Origin of the sequence: Litoribacillus peritrichatus (assembly GCF_039537985.1) — a bacterium.
Classification (GTDB): domain Bacteria; phylum Pseudomonadota; class Gammaproteobacteria; order Pseudomonadales; family Litoribrevibacteraceae; genus Litoribacillus; species Litoribacillus peritrichatus.
On record NZ_BAABBN010000002.1, the window covers coordinates 1 to 16,829 of the forward strand.

At 43.9% G+C, this 16,829-nt stretch carries 20 protein-coding genes and 1 rRNA gene; 15 read left to right on the top strand and 6 right to left on the bottom strand.

All coding sequences use genetic code 11. The features are described 5' to 3' along the window. Nucleotides 1-92 (top strand): 5S ribosomal RNA (gene rrf / locus ABD744_RS00015); the annotation flags it as partial. Between the two features lie 104 nt (nt 93-196). Here rrf and ABD744_RS00020 read toward each other — a convergent pair. Next, on the bottom strand, nt 197-535 hold the full coding sequence (locus ABD744_RS00020; RefSeq protein ID WP_344794150.1) for a glutaredoxin domain-containing protein: 339 nt from the start codon (nt 533-535) through the stop codon (nt 197-199). A gap of 164 nt (nt 536-699) precedes the next feature. On the opposite strand from ABD744_RS00020, the gene ABD744_RS00025 reads away from it, so the two are divergent. The 6 genes from ABD744_RS00025 (at nt 700) to ABD744_RS00050 (ending at nt 6,801) form a co-directional block, all read left to right on the top strand. Beyond that, nucleotides 700-2,250: a 2-isopropylmalate synthase gene (locus ABD744_RS00025; protein WP_344794152.1), complete on the top strand. Its 1,551-nt coding sequence runs from the start codon at nt 700-702 to the stop codon at nt 2,248-2,250. Nucleotides 2,251-2,270: 20 nt separating this feature from the next. Continuing rightward, complete coding sequence (locus ABD744_RS00030) at nt 2,271-3,005, top strand: hypothetical protein (RefSeq protein WP_344794154.1); 735 nt, start codon at nt 2,271-2,273, stop codon at nt 3,003-3,005. Continuing rightward, entirely contained in the window at nt 2,969-3,475 is a 507-nt protein-coding gene (gene rimI / locus ABD744_RS00035; RefSeq protein WP_344794156.1) for a ribosomal protein S18-alanine N-acetyltransferase, read from the top strand. Before ABD744_RS00030 ends, rimI begins: the two co-directional genes overlap by 37 nt. A 2-nt stretch (nt 3,476-3,477) precedes the next feature. Next, nucleotides 3,478-4,155 carry an energy-coupling factor ABC transporter permease gene (locus ABD744_RS00040; protein WP_344794158.1) on the top strand — a complete coding sequence of 226 codons (678 nt, stop codon included), beginning with the start codon at nt 3,478-3,480 and terminating at the stop codon, nt 4,153-4,155. 268 nt (nt 4,156-4,423) lie between these two features. Further along, on the top strand, nt 4,424-6,004 hold the full coding sequence (locus ABD744_RS00045) for a peptide chain release factor 3 (protein ID WP_344794160.1): 1,581 nt from the start codon (nt 4,424-4,426) through the stop codon (nt 6,002-6,004). Further along, nucleotides 6,004-6,801: a TatD family hydrolase gene (locus tag ABD744_RS00050; protein ID WP_344794162.1), complete on the top strand. Its 798-nt coding sequence runs from the start codon at nt 6,004-6,006 to the stop codon at nt 6,799-6,801. Before ABD744_RS00045 ends, ABD744_RS00050 begins: the two co-directional genes overlap by 1 nt. On the opposite strand, the gene ABD744_RS00055 is transcribed toward ABD744_RS00050, so the two are convergent. Further along, a complete protein-coding gene (locus tag ABD744_RS00055) occupies nt 6,798-7,607 on the bottom strand; it encodes a hypothetical protein (RefSeq protein ID WP_344794163.1) in 810 nt (269 codons plus the stop codon). The genes ABD744_RS00050 and ABD744_RS00055 overlap by 4 nt on opposite strands. A 225-nt stretch (nt 7,608-7,832) precedes the next feature. Here ABD744_RS00055 and rplM point away from each other — a divergent pair, with 225 nt between their 5' ends. The 7 genes from rplM to ABD744_RS00090 all read left to right on the top strand — a co-directional run bounded on the left by rplM (nt 7,833) and on the right by ABD744_RS00090 (nt 12,602). After that, entirely contained in the window at nt 7,833-8,261 is a 429-nt protein-coding gene (rplM, locus tag ABD744_RS00060; protein WP_344794165.1) for a 50S ribosomal protein L13, read from the top strand. Between the two features lie 11 nt (nt 8,262-8,272). Beyond that, complete coding sequence (gene rpsI / locus ABD744_RS00065; RefSeq protein WP_344794167.1) at nt 8,273-8,665, top strand: 30S ribosomal protein S9; 393 nt, start codon at nt 8,273-8,275, stop codon at nt 8,663-8,665. Between the two features lie 217 nt (nt 8,666-8,882). Then, the gene (gene petA / locus ABD744_RS00070) at nt 8,883-9,476 is read left to right on the top strand and encodes a ubiquinol-cytochrome c reductase iron-sulfur subunit (protein WP_344794169.1); all 594 of its coding nucleotides are present in this window, start codon (nt 8,883-8,885) and stop codon (nt 9,474-9,476) included. Next, nucleotides 9,476-10,699 (top strand): cytochrome b, encoded by a 1,224-nt coding sequence (locus tag ABD744_RS00075; protein ID WP_344794171.1) that lies wholly within the window; start codon nt 9,476-9,478, stop codon nt 10,697-10,699. The genes petA and ABD744_RS00075 overlap by 1 nt, the downstream gene beginning before the upstream one ends. Beyond that, nucleotides 10,699-11,460, top strand: coding sequence for a cytochrome c1 (locus tag ABD744_RS00080; RefSeq protein WP_344794173.1), 762 nt, complete (start codon nt 10,699-10,701; stop codon nt 11,458-11,460). The genes ABD744_RS00075 and ABD744_RS00080 overlap by 1 nt, the downstream gene beginning before the upstream one ends. 80 nt (nt 11,461-11,540) lie before the next feature. Further along, entirely contained in the window at nt 11,541-12,164 is a 624-nt protein-coding gene (locus tag ABD744_RS00085) for a glutathione S-transferase N-terminal domain-containing protein (RefSeq protein WP_344794175.1), read from the top strand. A 21-nt stretch (nt 12,165-12,185) separates the two neighbouring features. Beyond that, nucleotides 12,186-12,602, top strand: coding sequence for a ClpXP protease specificity-enhancing factor (locus ABD744_RS00090; RefSeq protein WP_344794177.1), 417 nt, complete (start codon nt 12,186-12,188; stop codon nt 12,600-12,602). Nucleotides 12,603-12,644: 42 nt separating this feature from the next. Here ABD744_RS00090 and ABD744_RS00095 read toward each other — a convergent pair whose 3' ends face one another. Genes ABD744_RS00095 through ABD744_RS00105 form a run of 4 tightly spaced genes read right to left on the bottom strand, consistent with a single transcriptional unit; the run spans nt 12,645 to nt 15,976 of the window. Then, entirely contained in the window at nt 12,645-13,214 is a 570-nt protein-coding gene (locus ABD744_RS00095) for a BON domain-containing protein (RefSeq protein ID WP_344794179.1), read from the bottom strand. Next, a complete protein-coding gene (locus ABD744_RS00100; protein ID WP_344794181.1) occupies nt 13,211-13,804 on the bottom strand; it encodes an SIS domain-containing protein in 594 nt (197 codons plus the stop codon). Before ABD744_RS00100 ends, ABD744_RS00095 begins: the two co-directional genes overlap by 4 nt. A 20-nt stretch (nt 13,805-13,824) precedes the next feature. Next, nucleotides 13,825-14,223 carry a YraN family protein gene (locus tag ABD744_RS23115; RefSeq protein ID WP_425562104.1) on the bottom strand — a complete coding sequence of 133 codons (399 nt, stop codon included), beginning with the start codon at nt 14,221-14,223 and terminating at the stop codon, nt 13,825-13,827. Then, nucleotides 14,168-15,976, bottom strand: coding sequence for a penicillin-binding protein activator (locus ABD744_RS00105; protein WP_344794183.1), 1,809 nt, complete (start codon nt 15,974-15,976; stop codon nt 14,168-14,170). Before ABD744_RS00105 ends, ABD744_RS23115 begins: the two co-directional genes overlap by 56 nt. Here ABD744_RS00105 and rsmI point away from each other — a divergent pair. Beyond that, nucleotides 15,969-16,817, top strand: coding sequence for a 16S rRNA (cytidine(1402)-2'-O)-methyltransferase (gene rsmI, locus ABD744_RS00110; RefSeq protein ID WP_344794185.1), 849 nt, complete (start codon nt 15,969-15,971; stop codon nt 16,815-16,817). The genes ABD744_RS00105 and rsmI overlap by 8 nt on opposite strands. The last annotated feature ends 12 nt before the right edge of the window (nt 16,818-16,829 follow it).

A 16,829-nucleotide genomic window follows, 5' to 3' on the forward strand; every position in this document is an offset into this window, starting at 1 on the left:
CCACCTGATCCCATTCCGAACTCAGAAGTGAAACCGGTCCGCGCCGATGGTAGTGTGGGGTCTCCCCATGTGAGAGTAGGTCATCGTCAAGCGCCTTATTTAAAAACCCTGATGCTAACGCATCGGGGTTTTTTATTGCCAGTCTGTTTTATGATCAATGATGACCCTCTGGTTTTTGTTACTTTCAGATAATGATCTACTGCTTTTCAGAATATATATTGGCCTCAAGAAACTCTTTGTCAAAGCCATAGCTGATTTGTTTGTTGATGACCATCATAGGTGTTCCCCTGCCGTTAATTTTTTGGAACGCAGACAGCGCTTGCGGGTTTGTTTCGATGTCTAATTCGATGAAATCTATATTTTGTTCGGTCATATATTTTTTAGCGTAGATGCATGAAGGGCAAAATGTTTGAGTGAAGAGGTAAACCTTGTTGGTCTGAACTTTGTTTGTTGATGTTGTATTAGGTGGTGTCGCCAGAGATATCTGGACAACACTAAACAAAATAATAAAAAGACTGCATTTTAAAAGGTTCATACGGATCTCAATTCTTAAATTAAGAATGAGTTTAGAAAGAGAGTTGTGTTATTAGTTCCACAACGCTTATCTTGTGCTTTATAATTGTTCGTTACCTTGCCTTATTTAGGGTAAGTTTTTTTCGTCTTTAATAATTTTGTATTAATAACAACAGTGAGTTCGTGATGAGCAATGATCGTGTAATTATTTTCGATACCACCTTGCGTGATGGGGAGCAAAGCCCTGGTGCTTCTATGACAAAGTCAGAGAAATTAAGCATCGCGAAGTCACTGGAAAAAATGAAGGTTGATGTTATTGAAGCGGGTTTTGCTATTGCAAGCCCTGGTGATTTTGAATCAGTTAAAAGCATTGCTGATTCGGTAAAAGACAGTACTATTTGTAGTTTATCTAGGGCTCTTGATAAAGATATCGATCGTGCTGCAGAGGCACTTAAAGGCGCAAACTCAGGGCGTATCCATACGTTTATTGCGACTTCACCTATTCATATGGAGCATAAGCTGCGTATGCAGCCTGATGCAGTCATTGAGCAGGCGGTGGCTGCCGTTAAACGAGCTCGTAATCATGTGGCTGATGTAGAGTTTTCCTGTGAAGATGCAGGTCGATCTGAAATTGATTTTCTATGTCGGATTATCGAAGCGGCGATTGATGCTGGGGCATCGACCATTAATATTCCTGATACAGTTGGGTATGCGATTCCGGAGCAGTTCGGCGAAACCATCAAAACGTTGATAGAGCGTATTCCGAACTCAGATAAAGCTATTTTCTCTGTCCATTGCCACAACGATTTGGGTCTGGCTGTCGCAAATTCATTGTCAGCAGTGCAAAACGGTGCACGACAGGTCGAATGTACGATTAATGGTTTAGGTGAGCGAGCAGGTAACGCCTCACTTGAAGAAATTGTAATGGCGATTCGTACCCGAAAAGATTTGTTCAATATAGAAACGAACATTGATCCTCAATTTATTGTTCCGACCTCGAAACTGGTTTCTTCGGTGACGGGTTTTGCTGTTCAACCGAACAAAGCAATTGTTGGGGCGAATGCATTTGCTCATGAATCGGGTATTCACCAGGACGGTGTTTTAAAGCATCGAGAGACGTATGAGATTATGTCGGCTCAGGACGTTGGATGGAATACCAACAGAATGGTTTTGGGCAAGCACTCAGGTCGAAATGCATTTAAGACTCGCTTGGAAGAGCTGGGGCATACTTTCGAAACAGAAACAGAATTGAATCATGCTTTTGCTAACTTTAAAGATTTAGCTGATAAAAAACATGAAATCTACGATGAAGATTTACACTTGTTGGTCAGCGATAATAACTCTGGGCAATTTGAAGATAAGTATGAATTGGTGAGTTTGAAAGTAATGTCTTGTACGGGCGAAACACCTGAAGCAGAAATTGTTATTTCTGTTGATGGTAAAGAGTTCAAAGGTGTTTCTCAGGGAAGTGGCCCTGTCGATGCTTCCTTTAAAGCTATCGAAACGATCGTCCATTCTGAAACCGAACTTACTCTTTATTCAGTAAACGCGATTACCTCAGGAACGGACTCTCAGGGTGAGGTAACGGTTCGTCTGGATCATGGCGGCAAGATTGTAAACGGCCTTGGTGCGGATACAGATATCGTTATTGCTTCGGCAAAAGCATATCTTCATGCGCTTAACTTGTTAGGGGCTAACGTCGTGAGAGCGCACCCTCAAGCGGGCGAAGGCGTATAATTCCTTTCTAGGCCATTACTATGGATCAGCAAATCCAGGAAAGTTATTTAAGCGTCATGGGGGTATCTCAGTGGTACCCTAAATTTGTTTTACCTAACGCTCCTGAACTAAGTTGGCCTGAGCCAGAGCCAGCAATGGAGAGATCTCCTGTTGCGATTGCTCCTGGCTCTGATTCAATGGGGTCACCTCCAGCCACCTCTGTCGCCGCTCCTTTAGATCAGCTGCGCTCTTTGATGGGGGCGGAAGATGCATCCCCGCCAACAATAACCGAAACAGCTGAGGTTAAGCTGACCTCACATGGTTCTGAGAGTAAAAGCAAAGAGCTTGTGGCCCCTTTCAGTTTCTTGTATATCAGGTACCCGTTGGGCGTGAGTGTTTGTGTTCTTCGTCAGACAGATGATCCTTTGTCATCCATGGAGCAGCGTTTCTTAGACGCAGTAGTAAAGTACATTGGTGCATCAGCCTCCATTGAATTTCTGCATAAAGTTGATTGGCCTATAGTTAAGGCAGCCACTGAGTTTCAGTCTCGACCGTTTTTTGAAGAAAGTATGAAGGCATTTTTTCAAAAACAGGGTTATGACTTGGGTGTAAATACATTTTTTTTATTAGGAAAGCGCTTGTCTACTGAATTACCTTCCATTCTCGATGCTTCATCCAACGTTATCACTTCCGATGAACTTCATGAACTCATGATGTCTGCCTCAGCTAAGCGGGAACTATGGAAACATCTTCTAGTATTAAAAAACGGCCAATAGACTGTACTGTTCGTTTTGCTCAGAAGTCGGACTTAAACGATATCCTTAGAGTTGAACAGACAGGCTATCCTTTTCCTTGGTCGCAAGGCGTTTTTCAGGATTGCTTTAAACCTAATTATTACTTTCTGGTATTAGAAAGCTCTGCTATTGGTCTCATGGGGTACAGTGTTGTATCCAATATTGTTGGCGAAGCCCATTTATTAAATATATGCATTGATGATAAGTTTCGAGAGCAGGGTTTTGGTCAGTATCTTCTTGAGCAAACCATAGCCCACTGCATCAGTGATGCTTGTGAGCTTATGTTGTTGGAGGTTCGGGTTTCGAACGGCAGCGCTATACATTTATATCAGAAGCTGGGCTTTACTGAATTAGGCATTCGTAAAAATTATTATCCGGGTGAAGGCGGGAGGGAGGACGCGTTGGTGCTTCAGCTGCCATTAATTCAAACGAAAATTGATGAGCGGGTCTGACGATGTACCTGGATATTGATGATGTACCTCTCGTTATTAATATCATTTTAGTGTTACTTATTTTTCTTCAGTTTTTGCTTGCGATTAAAAGCATTGATTGGCCTGCCTTTTTTGTATTTCGTCTCAGGCAGCATTTGGTGTTTGGCTCTTTTGCTGTAGTAGTGTGTTTGTGGCAGTTAAGGGGGTGGTTAGACGACAGTGCCTCTATCTATATGTTGGGGGTTAATCTGATGACCCTAATTCTTGGTTGGGCTTTCTCATCTATTATTGTATTGATGGCCTCCGTTGCTCTGGTTCTTTTGGGTGTAAATTCTCTGGATGGCTGGCCGCTGAACACATTTTTCTGGGGAATGTTACCCGTTGTTATTTCTTTATTGATCTATCGGTTGGTTGTTTACTGGTTGGACAATCCGTTTGCTTATATTTATTTGTGCGGTTTTTTTGCGACGGTGTTAACGTTAGTCATTCCTGCAGCTGGGCTTTGGTTGTTGCTCATTATGATGGGCCACTCTGGGAGTGGAGTACTTGCTACTTACCTTACCTATGCGCCTGTGATTTGTATTTCTGAAGGTGTGTTGAGCGGAATGCTATTGGTCAGTTTTGTTATTTTTTTACCTGATTGGGTGAAGACTTATGATGAGTTACGCTATGAACGGAACGCGAAAGATAAATACAAATGACTGATTCGTCGACAAAAGGTAAAAATATGGCGTTTGCCCCTAATGTTCCAGATTGTAACGGTTTTATAATTGTTTTGAGCATTGGCACAAGGTAATTCATCTTGGTGTCCGTCACATAGAGCCTCAGTTTCCATCCTCGCTTTGGTTCTTTAAGCCGATACACAGGTATCGGCTTTTTTTATCATTCCGTTTTAACTTTTGAATGAATCTAACACCGGATAAAAGTTGCTGTATAATGTCGGCAATTTTTTAATGTTGGATGCTACTGATGTCAAAGCACGCTGTCGAGATTGATAACCGCAGGACGTTTGCGATCATTTCTCACCCGGATGCGGGTAAAACCACTATTACTGAAAAGTTACTGTTATTCGGAAATGCCATTCAAGTTGCTGGTACTGTTAAAGGTAAGAAAGGCACTAAGATGGCCACTTCAGACTGGATGGCCATGGAGCAGCAGCGTGGTATTTCGATCACGACTTCAGTGATGCAGTTTCCTTATTTGGGTCGGACGGTCAATCTTCTTGATACACCGGGTCACGAGGATTTTTCTGAAGATACGTATCGAGTATTAACCGCTGTCGATTCGGCATTGATGGTGATTGATGGCGCAAAAGGGGTTGAGGATCGAACCATCAAATTGATGGAGGTGTGTCGTTTACGTGATACGCCAATATTTACATTCGTCAATAAAATGGATCGGGAAGTTCGTGACCAGATTGAGGTGATGGATGAAATTGAAGAAATCCTGAAAATTCAATGCGCGCCTATTACCTGGCCAATCGGTATGGGGAAGGCCTTTAAAGGCATATATAATCTGTATACGGATACCATTTACGTGTTCGAGTCGGGAAAAGGGTTAACGATTCCTGAAGATGTACGGATTGAAGGGTTGGAGTCAGAAGAGGCCAAAACGCACCTAGGGGGTCTGTATGAAGACTTCCTTGAGGAAATTGAGCTAGTGCGGGGTGCCAGTCATGAGTTTGATCTGGAATTGTATCAAGAAGGTAAAATGACACCGGTTTTCTTTGGTACGGCACTTTCAAATTTCGGTGTTCGGGAAATGCTGAACGATTTTGTTCAGTGGGCACCGAAGCCTCAGGCGAGAAATACTGAGACTCGTGAAGTTGATCCCCACGAGGAAAAACTGAGTGGCTTTATCTTTAAAATTCAGGCCAATATGGACCCTAAGCATCGCGATAGAATTGCGTTTATGAGGATTTGCTCAGGTCAATATACCAAAGGTATGAAGATGAAACATGTTCGTACCGGAAAGGATGTGAAGATTGCTGATGCGGTAACTTTTTTAGCCGGAGATCGCTCCAATGTTGAAAGCGCTTTATCCGGTGACATCATTGGGTTGCATAATCATGGCACAATTCAAATTGGTGACACCTTCACCGAGGGTGAAGAACTGAAATTTTCAGGAATTCCTCACTTTGCGCCTGAGTTGTTCAGGCGAGTTCGCCTGGCAGACCCATTAAAAACTAAGCAATTGCAAAAGGGTCTGCAGCAGTTGTGTGAAGAAGGGGCAACTCAGCTATTTATGCCGACCAGAAACAACGACCTTGTGGTGGGTGCTGTTGGTGTGCTGCAGTTTGATGTGGTGGCTCAGCGATTGAGGGATGAGTACAAAGTGGAATGCATTTATGAGCCTGTAAATGTATTTACTGCGCGTTGGGTGGAGTGTGATGATCCTAAGATGCTTGAAGACTTCAAAAAGAAAGCTTCAGATGGGCTAGCGGTTGATGGCGGTGGTCATTTAACCTATTTGGCTTCTACCCGAGTTAATTTGACTATGATGGAGGAGCGTTGGCCTGACGTACGCTTCAGATCAACCAGAGAGCATTAGTGAATCAATATTTTGATACGCATTGTCATTTGGACTTTGACTGCTTTGATGGGGATCGGGCGGGCTTACTTTCCCGATGTAAGGCGCTGGGTATTCAGCGCTTTCTGATTCCTGCGACTAGGTTTTCAGTGATGGAGAAACTGGAAACTCTGGTAAGTTGTCATCAAGGGGTGTATATCGCAGCAGGTATACACCCTTTTTTTGTGGACAAAACCAGCCTTAGCGATCTTAGTTTGTTAAGTGAATACTTAAAAACTTCTAATCTTATTGGCTCAAAGCTGATTGCTTTGGGGGAGATGGGGTTGGATAAATTTTGCTCAAATGATTTTGGTCTACAAAAAGAGGTTTTTTCCAGGCAGCTTGAAATGGCTTCACGTCTGTCATTGCCGGTGATTATACATAACCGTAAGTGTGATCAGGCAGTTTTGGATCTATTGGATTACTTCAACGTAAATAAAGGGGTTGTTCATGGCTTTTCGGGGAGTTATGAAATAGCCAATGAGTTTCGAAAAAGAGGTTTTTACATTGGGTTAGGCGGTGTTATCAGTTGGGAAAACGCCAATAAGGTCAGACAAATGGTTACTCGCTTAGGCTTAACGCAAGTGGTGATCGAAACTGATGCCCCGGATATGTCGCCAGAGTGGCTTAAAGGAAAAAGGAATACACCTGAGACGGTAATTAAGGTTGTGGCTCTGTTGGCAGAATTACTTCAGTTGCCGGTAACAACTGTTGCGGATACAGTTTATCGCAACAGTTGTAATTTATTTGGGCTAGACGGTTTGGGCCAAGATGTTTAGATTTTATCCGCCGCTTCTGCAAATTTAGTCACGATGGTATCGCAATACTTTGTTACCAAGTAAGGTACCGTGTTTTGATTGTATTTCTCGAATGATGGCTTAATAAAACGCCATTTTCTGTCGATGTTTCGAATCAGGGCGCCAATGTTTGGATCATTTTTTGTGGTTTTCATTAGGGTAGAAAGTAATTCTGTAAATTGCTGAGCCATCACATCTGGTGTTTCCAGGTTTTCCTCGTTCGCAACATAAACGCCTGCACCGCCAGTGGAATTGGCTCTGCGAACGTATTGTGATGTCATCTTTTGCATTAATGTAGCGGCTTTATATAGCTCGTATTTGCTCGACTCACCTATTACTTCTAATTCTTTCTCAATGATTTTGTTGAGAGTTGTTATCAGGTTTAAGCGTGTTTTGTGTAGATCGTTGATCGCGTACTGAGATGTGTAACCTTCGGAAGCCATTTCGTTGCTCAGTGCAAAGTGGGCATAATCTTCTGAAATGGCAATGGTTTCTTTAATGGCTTCTTTGCTTTCTGGTGCATCTTGCGTTTCGAGTAGGGAGCGGTTGGCTCTCAATGCTTCTATGTCTTCTTCCAGCTTGGATTGAATTGCTGTATCACCTTCATGAAGCGTAAGTTGATGAAAGCGGGTTGATATTTGGAATGTATTCAGTTTTAGCTGAGTTGCAGTAATCAGGGTTTTCTCACCTGCGGTTGCAAGGCTGACGGATGAAAAAGCTGTGCTGAGGATGATGCCTAGTTTCGCAATCAGGGAGATAGACGGATGGCGGATTGTTGTTTTTATCATCTCTTAACCTTGTCTTATTATTAGAATTACCTACTTTCTATATTTATATAGAATCGGGGAGTCTGTTACAACCTTTGGGGCTTACATTAATTGTATTTTGTTGTATAATTCGCCGCTCAGTTTCCCACGCTGAAAGAGTCCGCTTTAAAGTTTGGTTTGCAGATGTATTTCTATTTGTGTAGAATGCGCTGCTTTTTATAATTTGCCGTTTATAGGCTGGAAAGAATGAAAACTTTTAGCGCAAAACCAGAAACAGTTAAACGCGATTGGTATGTTGTAGATGCTCAAGGTAAAACTTTGGGTCGTCTGGCTACTGAAGTGGCATCACGCCTTCGTGGTAAGCATAAACCTGAGTACACTCCTCATGTTGACACTGGCGATTATATCGTTGTTGTTAATGCAGAGCAGATTCAGGTAACAGGCAAGAAGTCTGCAGATAAAATGTACTACCGTCACACTGGATATCCAGGTGGTATGCGTTCAATGAACTTTGCTGAGTTAATTGATCGTAAGCCTGAGATGGTAATTGAGAAAGCGGTTAAAGGTATGTTGCCTAAGAATCCGCTAGGCCGAGCAATGTTTTCTAAGTTGAAAGTATATGCTGGTGCTGAACATCCACATGCTGCACAGCAGCCTCAAGAACTAGATATCTAACGGAAGTCATTATGTCTGTAACACAATACTACGGTACAGGTCGCCGCAAGAGTTCCGCTGCACGTGTCTTCCTAAGACCAGGTAGTGGTTCAATTACTGTAAATCGTCGTTCTTTGGACGAGTATTTTGGTCGTGAAACGGCTCGTATGGTTGTTCGTCAGCCTCTAGAGCTAACTGAAAACTTAGAGAAGTTTGATGTTATCGTTACTGTAAGCGGTGGCGGTGGTTCAGGTCAGGCGGGTGCTATCCGTCACGGAATTACTCGTGCATTGATGGCTTATGATGAGACTTTACGTCCGGTTCTTCGTCAAGCGGGTTATGTAACTCGTGATGCTCGTGTTGTTGAGCGTAAGAAAGTTGGTCTACGTAAAGCGCGTAAGCGTCCACAGTTCTCGAAGCGTTAATTCGATTTCTGTTTGGAAAAAGGCACTTCTTTGGAAGTGCCTTTTTTTTGCCTTATATCAATCTATATCAGGCTCTATTCGTCTTTAGTCGCTTGTATTGTAGGGTTATTTTCTATAGTATTCCGCGACTAAAATGACATAACGAGAGTGTGCTGGAATTCGTTGCATTTTATTGTTAGCGGATTCTGTTCGGTTGGCTGATGGGAGATAACCTAGCATGAATCAAGAAGGCGTAAATAAAGGGCGCCGCCGCCTCCTTATTGGAGCCACATCTGCAGTTGGTGCAGTTGGCGCAGTAGGAGTTGCGGTCCCGTTTGTAGCGTCCTGGAACCCAAGTGCAAAAGCGAAAGCTGCAGGGGCTCCGGTTAAAGCGGATATTAGTAAGCTGGAACCAGGTCAGCAAATGATTGTTGAATGGCGTGGTAAGCCAGTTTGGATTGTTCGTCGAACTAAAGAAACTCTGGATAATCTAGAGAAACTTAATGGTTCAGTAAGAGATCCTAACTCAGAAGTTCCTCAGCAGCCAGCGTATGTAAAGGGCATTAATCGATCTATTAAGCCTGAATTCCTAGTGTTGGTTGGTATTTGTACGCACTTGGGTTGTTCACCAAAATATCGTCCAGAGATTGCACCTGCTGATTTGGGTGATGATTGGCTGGGTGGTTTCTTTTGTCCGTGTCACGGTTCTCGTTTCGATTTGGCTGGTCGTGTATTCCAGGGTGTTCCGGCGCCAACGAACTTGGAAGTGCCGCCTCATTCTTATTTGAGTGACAACGTGATTCTTGTCGGTGTCGATCAGGAGGGCGCATAATGAGTAGTGATAAAAAAGGGTTGATGGCGTGGGTTGATGATCGCCTGCCAGTCACAGAAGCTTATGAAAAACACATGAGCAAATACTACGCACCAAAGAACTTTAATGTTTGGTATGTGTTTGGTGTGTTGTCTATGTTGGTTTTGGTTAACCAGCTGTTAACCGGTATTTGGTTGACGATGAGCTTTGTTCCTTCTCAGGAAGGGGCTTTTGCTTCTGTTGAGTACATTATGCGTGATGTTGAGTGGGGTTGGTTGTTGCGATATATGCACTCCACTGGTGCTTCAGCGTTTTTTGTCGTGGTCTATCTGCATATGTTCCGTGGAATCATCTATGGCTCATATCAAAAGCCTCGTGAGTTGATCTGGATCTTTGGTATGTGTATCTACCTTGCTTTGTGTGCTGAAGCATTTATGGGATACGTACTGCCTTGGGGTCAGATGTCTTACTGGGGTGCTCAGGTAATTATTTCTCTGTTTGGTGCAATTCCGTACATCGGTGAAGACCTGACGACTTGGGTTCGTGGTGACTATCTGATTTCAGAAATTACGTTGAACCGTTTCTTCGCTCTTCATGTTATTGCTTTGCCATTGGTGATTGTTGCGCTGGTAGTTATGCATCTTTTAGCGCTTCATGAAGTTGGCTCTAACAACCCTGACGGCGTAGACATTAAGAAAAATCTTGATGAAAACGGTGTACCGAAAGACGGTATCCCTTTCCACCCTTTCTATACGGTTCATGATTTGGTGGGTATTGTTGTTTTCTTGTTTGTGTTCTGCGGAATTATTTTCTTCATGCCAGAAATGGGCGGCTACTTCTTAGAGCATGCTAACTTTGAAGAGGCTAACCCGTTCAAGACACCGGATCACATTGCGCCAGTTTGGTACTTCACTCCGTTCTACGCAGTACTGCGTGCGGTTCCTGATAAGTTACTGGGTGTAATTGCGATGGCGGCAGCGATTGCTATTCTGTTTGTGCTACCTTGGTTGGATCGCAGCCCGGTTCGCTCTATTCGTTATAAGGGAATGCTGAGTAAGATTGCAATTGCACTGTTTGTTGTTTCATTCGTTGTGCTTGGTGTTTGTGGTGCTCTGCCTGCATACGCTCAGCCACCATGGTTAGCGCCAGTGATGACAGTTGTGTATTTCGCATTCTTTATTTTAATGCCTTGGTACACAAAGGCAGAAAAGACTAAACCGGTACCAGAGAGGGTGACAGGCTAATGAAAAAACTACTTTCTGTATTTTTGTTAAGCATTGTTGCTCCTGTTTTGGCAGTGGCAGCAGGTGGCGGATATCCTTTGGATGATATGAAGCCAAATGTTTCGAACAAGGCTTCGTTGCAAAACGGTGCTCAGACGTTCGTGAACTACTGCCAGGGTTGTCATGAAATGGCATACTCTCGCTATGAGCGAGTCGCAGACGATTTGAACATTCCTCATGATCTGGTGACTGAAAACCTGATCTTTGATGGTGCTAAAATCGGTCAGCACATGACAAACGCAATGACTGTGGATGCAGCAAAGCGTTGGTTTGGTACTGCGCCACCGGATTTGACGTTGGTTGCTCGTGTACGTGGTGAAGACTGGCTGTATACTTATTTGCAAACGTTCTATGAAGATACAACTCGTCCGTTCGGTGTGAACAACGAAGTGTTCCCTAATGTAGGTATGCCGCATGTTTTGGCTGAACTGCAAGGGCTTCAAAAGAAAGGTTGTGCACAGGTACCGGTTGAAGTGGATGTACTTACTGGTCAGGACATTACTGAAGAAAAATGTGATGTGCTTTATCTGGCTGAAGAAGGCAAGCTAACACCAGCTGAATACGAAGAGACGGTTTATGACCTTGTAAACTTTTTAGTTTACACTGCAGAACCAATGCAGGAAAAACGTATTCGCATTGGTATTTATGTCATGCTGTTCTTGTCTGTCTTCTTTATCTTTGCGTATTTACTGAATCGTGAATACTGGAAAGATCTCCACTAATACAGTGGTATAGTAAAAATGACAAATGGGTGTACGGTTTAACCGCACACCCTATTTTTGGTTTTAATTTGGGGTGAATTATGGGCGTAGTTGCCAAACGATCTTCTATGACGTTTTATTCTGACGGCGAGAGTCATTACAGCCATCGAGTTCGTATTGTACTGGCTGAGAAGGGTGTAGCGGTTGATGTTCTGGATATTAACCCAGATAGCAAGCCAGAAGATTTAGCTACATTGAATCCATATAACGAATTACCAACTTTGGTTGATCGTGAGTTGGTGTTGTACCAGCCAGAGATCATGATGGAGTACTTGGATGAGCGTTTTCCGCATCCTCCTCTGTTGCCTGTTTATCCGGTAGCGCGTGCGCAAAGCCGTCTTTGGATGTATCGTATCGAACGAGACTGGAGTCCATTGGTTGATCAGATCCTAGCGGGTAAGGGTGATGTGGAAGCCGCTCGTAAGCGTTTAACAGATAGTATTGTTGCTGTTGCGGGCATTTTCGAAGAAAAACCTTACTTTATGAGCGATGACTTTACGGTTGTTGATTGCTTGGTGGGTCCAATATTGTGGCGTTTAAAAAGACTGGGTATTCAATTGCCGGAGTCCACGCCTAAAGGGCTTGAGAACTACATGACTCGTTTATTTGATCGTGAATCTTTCCAGGCGAGCTTGTCTGAAGCTGAAAGAGAAATGTGTCTTTAATGAAATCTCGGAGTTAGGATAATGACGCCAAGTAGGCCTTATTTAATTCGAGCACTGCAGGAGTGGATGGTTGATAACAACTTCACTCCGTACATCGTTGTTGATGCCGGTGTTCGGGATGTGCAGGTGCCTCAGGATTTTGTATCAGATGGACAAATTATTCTAAACATTGCACCCTCTGCTGTGCGTGGCTTAATTGTGAGTAATGACGCAATTGATTTTAATGCCCGGTTTGGTGGTGTGCCAATGCGAGTTTACGTACCTATCGTAGCTGTCTTGGCGATTTATGCTCGGGAAAACGGTCAAGGTATGGTCTTTGGTGCAGAGCCAGGTGCTCCTCAGCCGGATGATGAGCCGCCTTTGAAGGTGGTTGATGATCCAAGTGCGGATGAAAAGCCAGCTGAAAAATCTAAGCCAAGTTTGAAAGTTGTAAAATAAAAAAGAGCCGCATGGCTCTTTTTTATTGTCTAGCTTATGGGGCTAGATGTATTCAAATAGTTTTACAATGCGCTCTACGCCATAAATTTTTTGAGTGATGGCAACGGCGTGTTCCGCTTCCGTTTTGGTGACCAGGCCCATTAAGTAGACGGTACCTTGTTCCGTGACTACCTTGATTCTAGAGCTGGGTAGGTTTTTCTCAAATGTCATTTGGGTCGATACTTTGGTGGTGAGCCAGCTGTCGTTAACGCGCGACAACCAAGTGCTGACACCGGAAACCTTTAATTCGTTATAGACTTTACGGACAGCTCGCGTTTTGGAGGCCACTTCGCCTGCTAATGTCTTGCTCTCGTCATCAGGAACTTCGCCCACTAATAACACGGTGCCGTTGAAGCTGATGGTGTCTATGTTGGAATTTTTCAGATATTCAGAGGCTTTTCGTAGGTTAACACTGATTTTGGTTTCGATGTTGGAGTCTTCGACAACGGCGCCAAGGGTTCGGGTGCCTTTGTGTTCTTCGATCGGGGTGTCGGACGTAGCATCCAGTAAGCTTACGCATCCCGACATAAAAGTTACTATGAAGAGAACGCCTAAAGCCTTGATGGGGGTCATTGAGATTCCTCAAACAGTTGGTGATCAATAAGGTCGCACAGGCAGTGAATGATGCTCATGTGTGCTTCGTGAATGATGGGTTTGATGTCGCTCGGCACGCGAAGTTCAATATCGTGCTCTGTTAATAGGCTGGCAACCCCGCCGCCATCGCCACCCGTAAGGGCGATGACTGCAATTTCACGGTCGTGAGCGGCCTGAATGGCTTGAATGATGTTAGGGGAGTTTCCGCCGGTGCTGATGATGACTAGGATGTCACCAGGCTGGCCTAAAGCTTTTATTTGTCTGGCGTAGACCTCGGCGAAACTGAACGAGTTGGAAATGCCGTTGGTTGCGCAGCTGTCTGTCCCGATGGTGAGGGATGGAAGGCCGGGTCTGTCTTGGTCAAACTTATTCAGCAGCGAAGTTGAGAGCAGTTGAGCTACAGCGAGCGATGCACCGTTACCGCAGGTGATGATTTTGTTGTCACTCACCAGGCAGCCGATCAGCCATTGGCTAACGAGGCATATGTCGTCGGTTAATAATTCGGCCGTATGCATTTTTGTTTCTACGGATTGGCCGATGTGCATTTGTATGCGATCTTGCAGACTCATTTGGTTCTCATCAGGGCAATTTAGAAGGCATTTCGAATCCAGTTGATTTGGTGATGATCGTTATTGAAAATGATACTGATCACATCAAATCGGCAAAAACTGTTTTTGAGTCGAGGCGTATTGATTAAAAAGTGATTCGCGGCTCGATGAATTCGTTGCTGTTTGTTTGAGTCAACTGTCTCTTCTGGCTGGCCAAAATACGTATTGGATTTTGATCTGACTTCACAGAAGACCACAATGTCATTATGGAGAGCGATAATATCAATTTCTCCAAGCTTACATAAGTAATTTTTCTTAAGGATTTTGAGCCCATTGGTTTCTAAATGAGCCCTTGCAATGCTTTCATACTTATCGCCAATTTGTTTAGTTGATAGTAATTGGCGGAGTGGCCGTCTCATATGGCTTTCCATAGCGAACATGACTGACAGGGAATTCTCGGATGAATTGATGCTTTCCGTCGAAATAGATGTTTGAGCTGTATGCTTCAATTTGCTGATTGTTCATGGCCAGTAGGCTTGGAAGGTTAAAGGCTGTGGCAAAGATATCTGCTCCCCAGCTATAGAGTTTGGCTCTGGGTTGATCTTTGGTGGGTAGCAGGCTTGCAGCGCTGTAACTTGACGGATTCCACTTTGAATCCGCAAAAATGACTTTGTTTAGGTCTTTATCTGTTTTACCGGAGTGTAATTTGCTGGCGATATCGGAATTGCTGTACACCTGAATAGAATCGGCGAAATAAAATGCCATCAACGGGTTGGTCTGACGAAGGTCTTTATATTTGAGTGGGCTGTAGATGAACTCGACATCGTCTCGTCGGCGAGCAGTAAATTCGATGGGGGATCTAAGTAACCGGCTGAGTTGTTGTGCCCTTTGGTTGCTTTTATCAATTTCAAGGAGTTTTTTAAGACTGTTGGCCCAAGTCCCTTCGTAGGCTTGAATATGGCTGATTTTACCGCCCATGTTGTTAAATGCCTGGCTGAACGCTGAGGCGAGTTTCATGCCTTTGTTGGAATCGTAGGTGAGAATCGCCCCGGTTTTTTTATTTTCTTTGATGGCGAATTTTGCCATGGTGCGGGCTTCGTCTTCTGCTTGCAGTTCCATGAAGAATAAATTGGTCGGCAGTTGCGTTGTTTCTGGAGAGTTCAGGGCAATGGTCGGGTGTTTCAATTGAGGAAGTGTTAACAGTTGCTTGACGTTCTTATTGCTGAGCGGGCCTAAAATCAAATCGGACTCAATTGCATTGTATGTATCGAGAAAATTGTCGGTGTTGCTGTTGATGATTTGAATTTCTGGTCGGATATCTTCAGGGAGCTGATAGTTGGCCATTAAAATGCCTTGTACCAGGCTTTTGCTGACGCTGGCAAATTTTCCTTCTAGAGGAAGTAATACCGCAATGGAGCGGATGTTGACGTTGCTGGATTGAGGGATGTTTTTTACTTCTGTTGGCAGGTTGCTCAATGCAGGGTGGTCTGGATGTTTTGACTGCCACCGGGCCAGCGCGATGCCTTTGAATTGAATTGCTGTTTGGCTGTTGGTGATCATCGCAAGTTCAATCCAGCCATTGACGACGTCTGAATGCGATTCTTTGATGTTCTCAGAAAGCAAAGAGGCTGGTTTGTCAGTAAGGACTTGCCAGATGGTTTGGTTGAATTCTGCTGTCTGGGTGGTGTTTAAAATCGGCTCTAAATGCGAGAGTAGGTCTATCGCTAACGTCAGTTGTTCAGAAGTAGCCAGTTGTAATGCATAGTGTTTTTGCCAAGACCACTGATCGTCTTCCGGTAAAGAGGCGAGAAGGTCGGATGTCATTTTGTCGAACCAGGATAATGCTTGATCACTTTTAGTGAAGAAAAGTGTCAGTGATTTCAGGTAGATATATTTAGCTTGGTGTTGCTGGTTTAAGTTGTCGTACTTTGGTACTAAATTCAGTGCTGATAAGCTTTTGTCGTATTCTTTTACGTTGAAGTATTCGTTGGCCGCTTCAATTCTGAACTGTGAAGAAAAAGGCTCTTGTGATGACAGTGCTTTATTTAAAAAGGCATCCGCGTTAGAAAATGATGACGTGCTTGCCTGGTGATGTTGTTCCGGTGTTGAAGCACAGGCAGACAGGAGAATGAGTAACCCATATACTAACGTTTTTCTAATGACTGAAGCGGATTGAAATTTAACTATGTCCACAGGACCCTCTGAACCTATTTTATATATCGTACCTACGCCAATTGGGAATTTAGATGATATTACCCAGCGAAGTTTAAAGGTGTTGAATGAAGCTGATTTAATTGCTTGTGAGGATACCAGACACAGTGGCAGATTGCTTGATCATTATGCAATAAAAACCGCCTTAACTGCCCTTCATGATCACAATGAGCGAGGAAAATCTGACTGGATTGTCCAGCAGCTTCAGGAGGGTAATACTGTTGCCTTAATTAGTGATGCGGGTACGCCTTTGATCTCTGATCCTGGTTATCATTTGGTGAATAAAGTGAGGGAGGCCGGTTTTCGTGTGTCGCCGTTACCGGGAGCTTGTGCAGCGGTTGCCGCACTGAGTGCCAGCGGCTTACCGACGGATTACTTTAGTTTTATTGGTTTTTTACCGGCCAAGAGCAGCCAAAGGAAAAATAAACTCAATGAGCACCTGTCTGATACATCGACGTTAATTTTCTATGAATCTCCGCACCGTATACTGCCTTGTTTGGTGGATATGAATGAGGTGTTTGGTGAGCGAAAAGTTGTCTTGGCTAGGGAGGTTACAAAAACATATGAAACCTTTTTGTCTGGCACTTTTGAAAAGCTCATTGAAACGCTTGAGGAGGATTCTAATCAGCAACGGGGCGAAATGGTGGTGATGGTTCAAGGGGCGGATAAGCGAGAGGTGTCTGCCAGCTTGGCAGGTCTGGACTCAATGATTAAATCTTCGCTTAAATACCTTGGTGTGAAACAAACTTCGGCACTGCTGTCTGAGATTACGGGGTTGAGAAAGAAAGAAATTTATCAGCGGGCGCTTGAGTTATCGGAATAGTTTCTCGGAAAG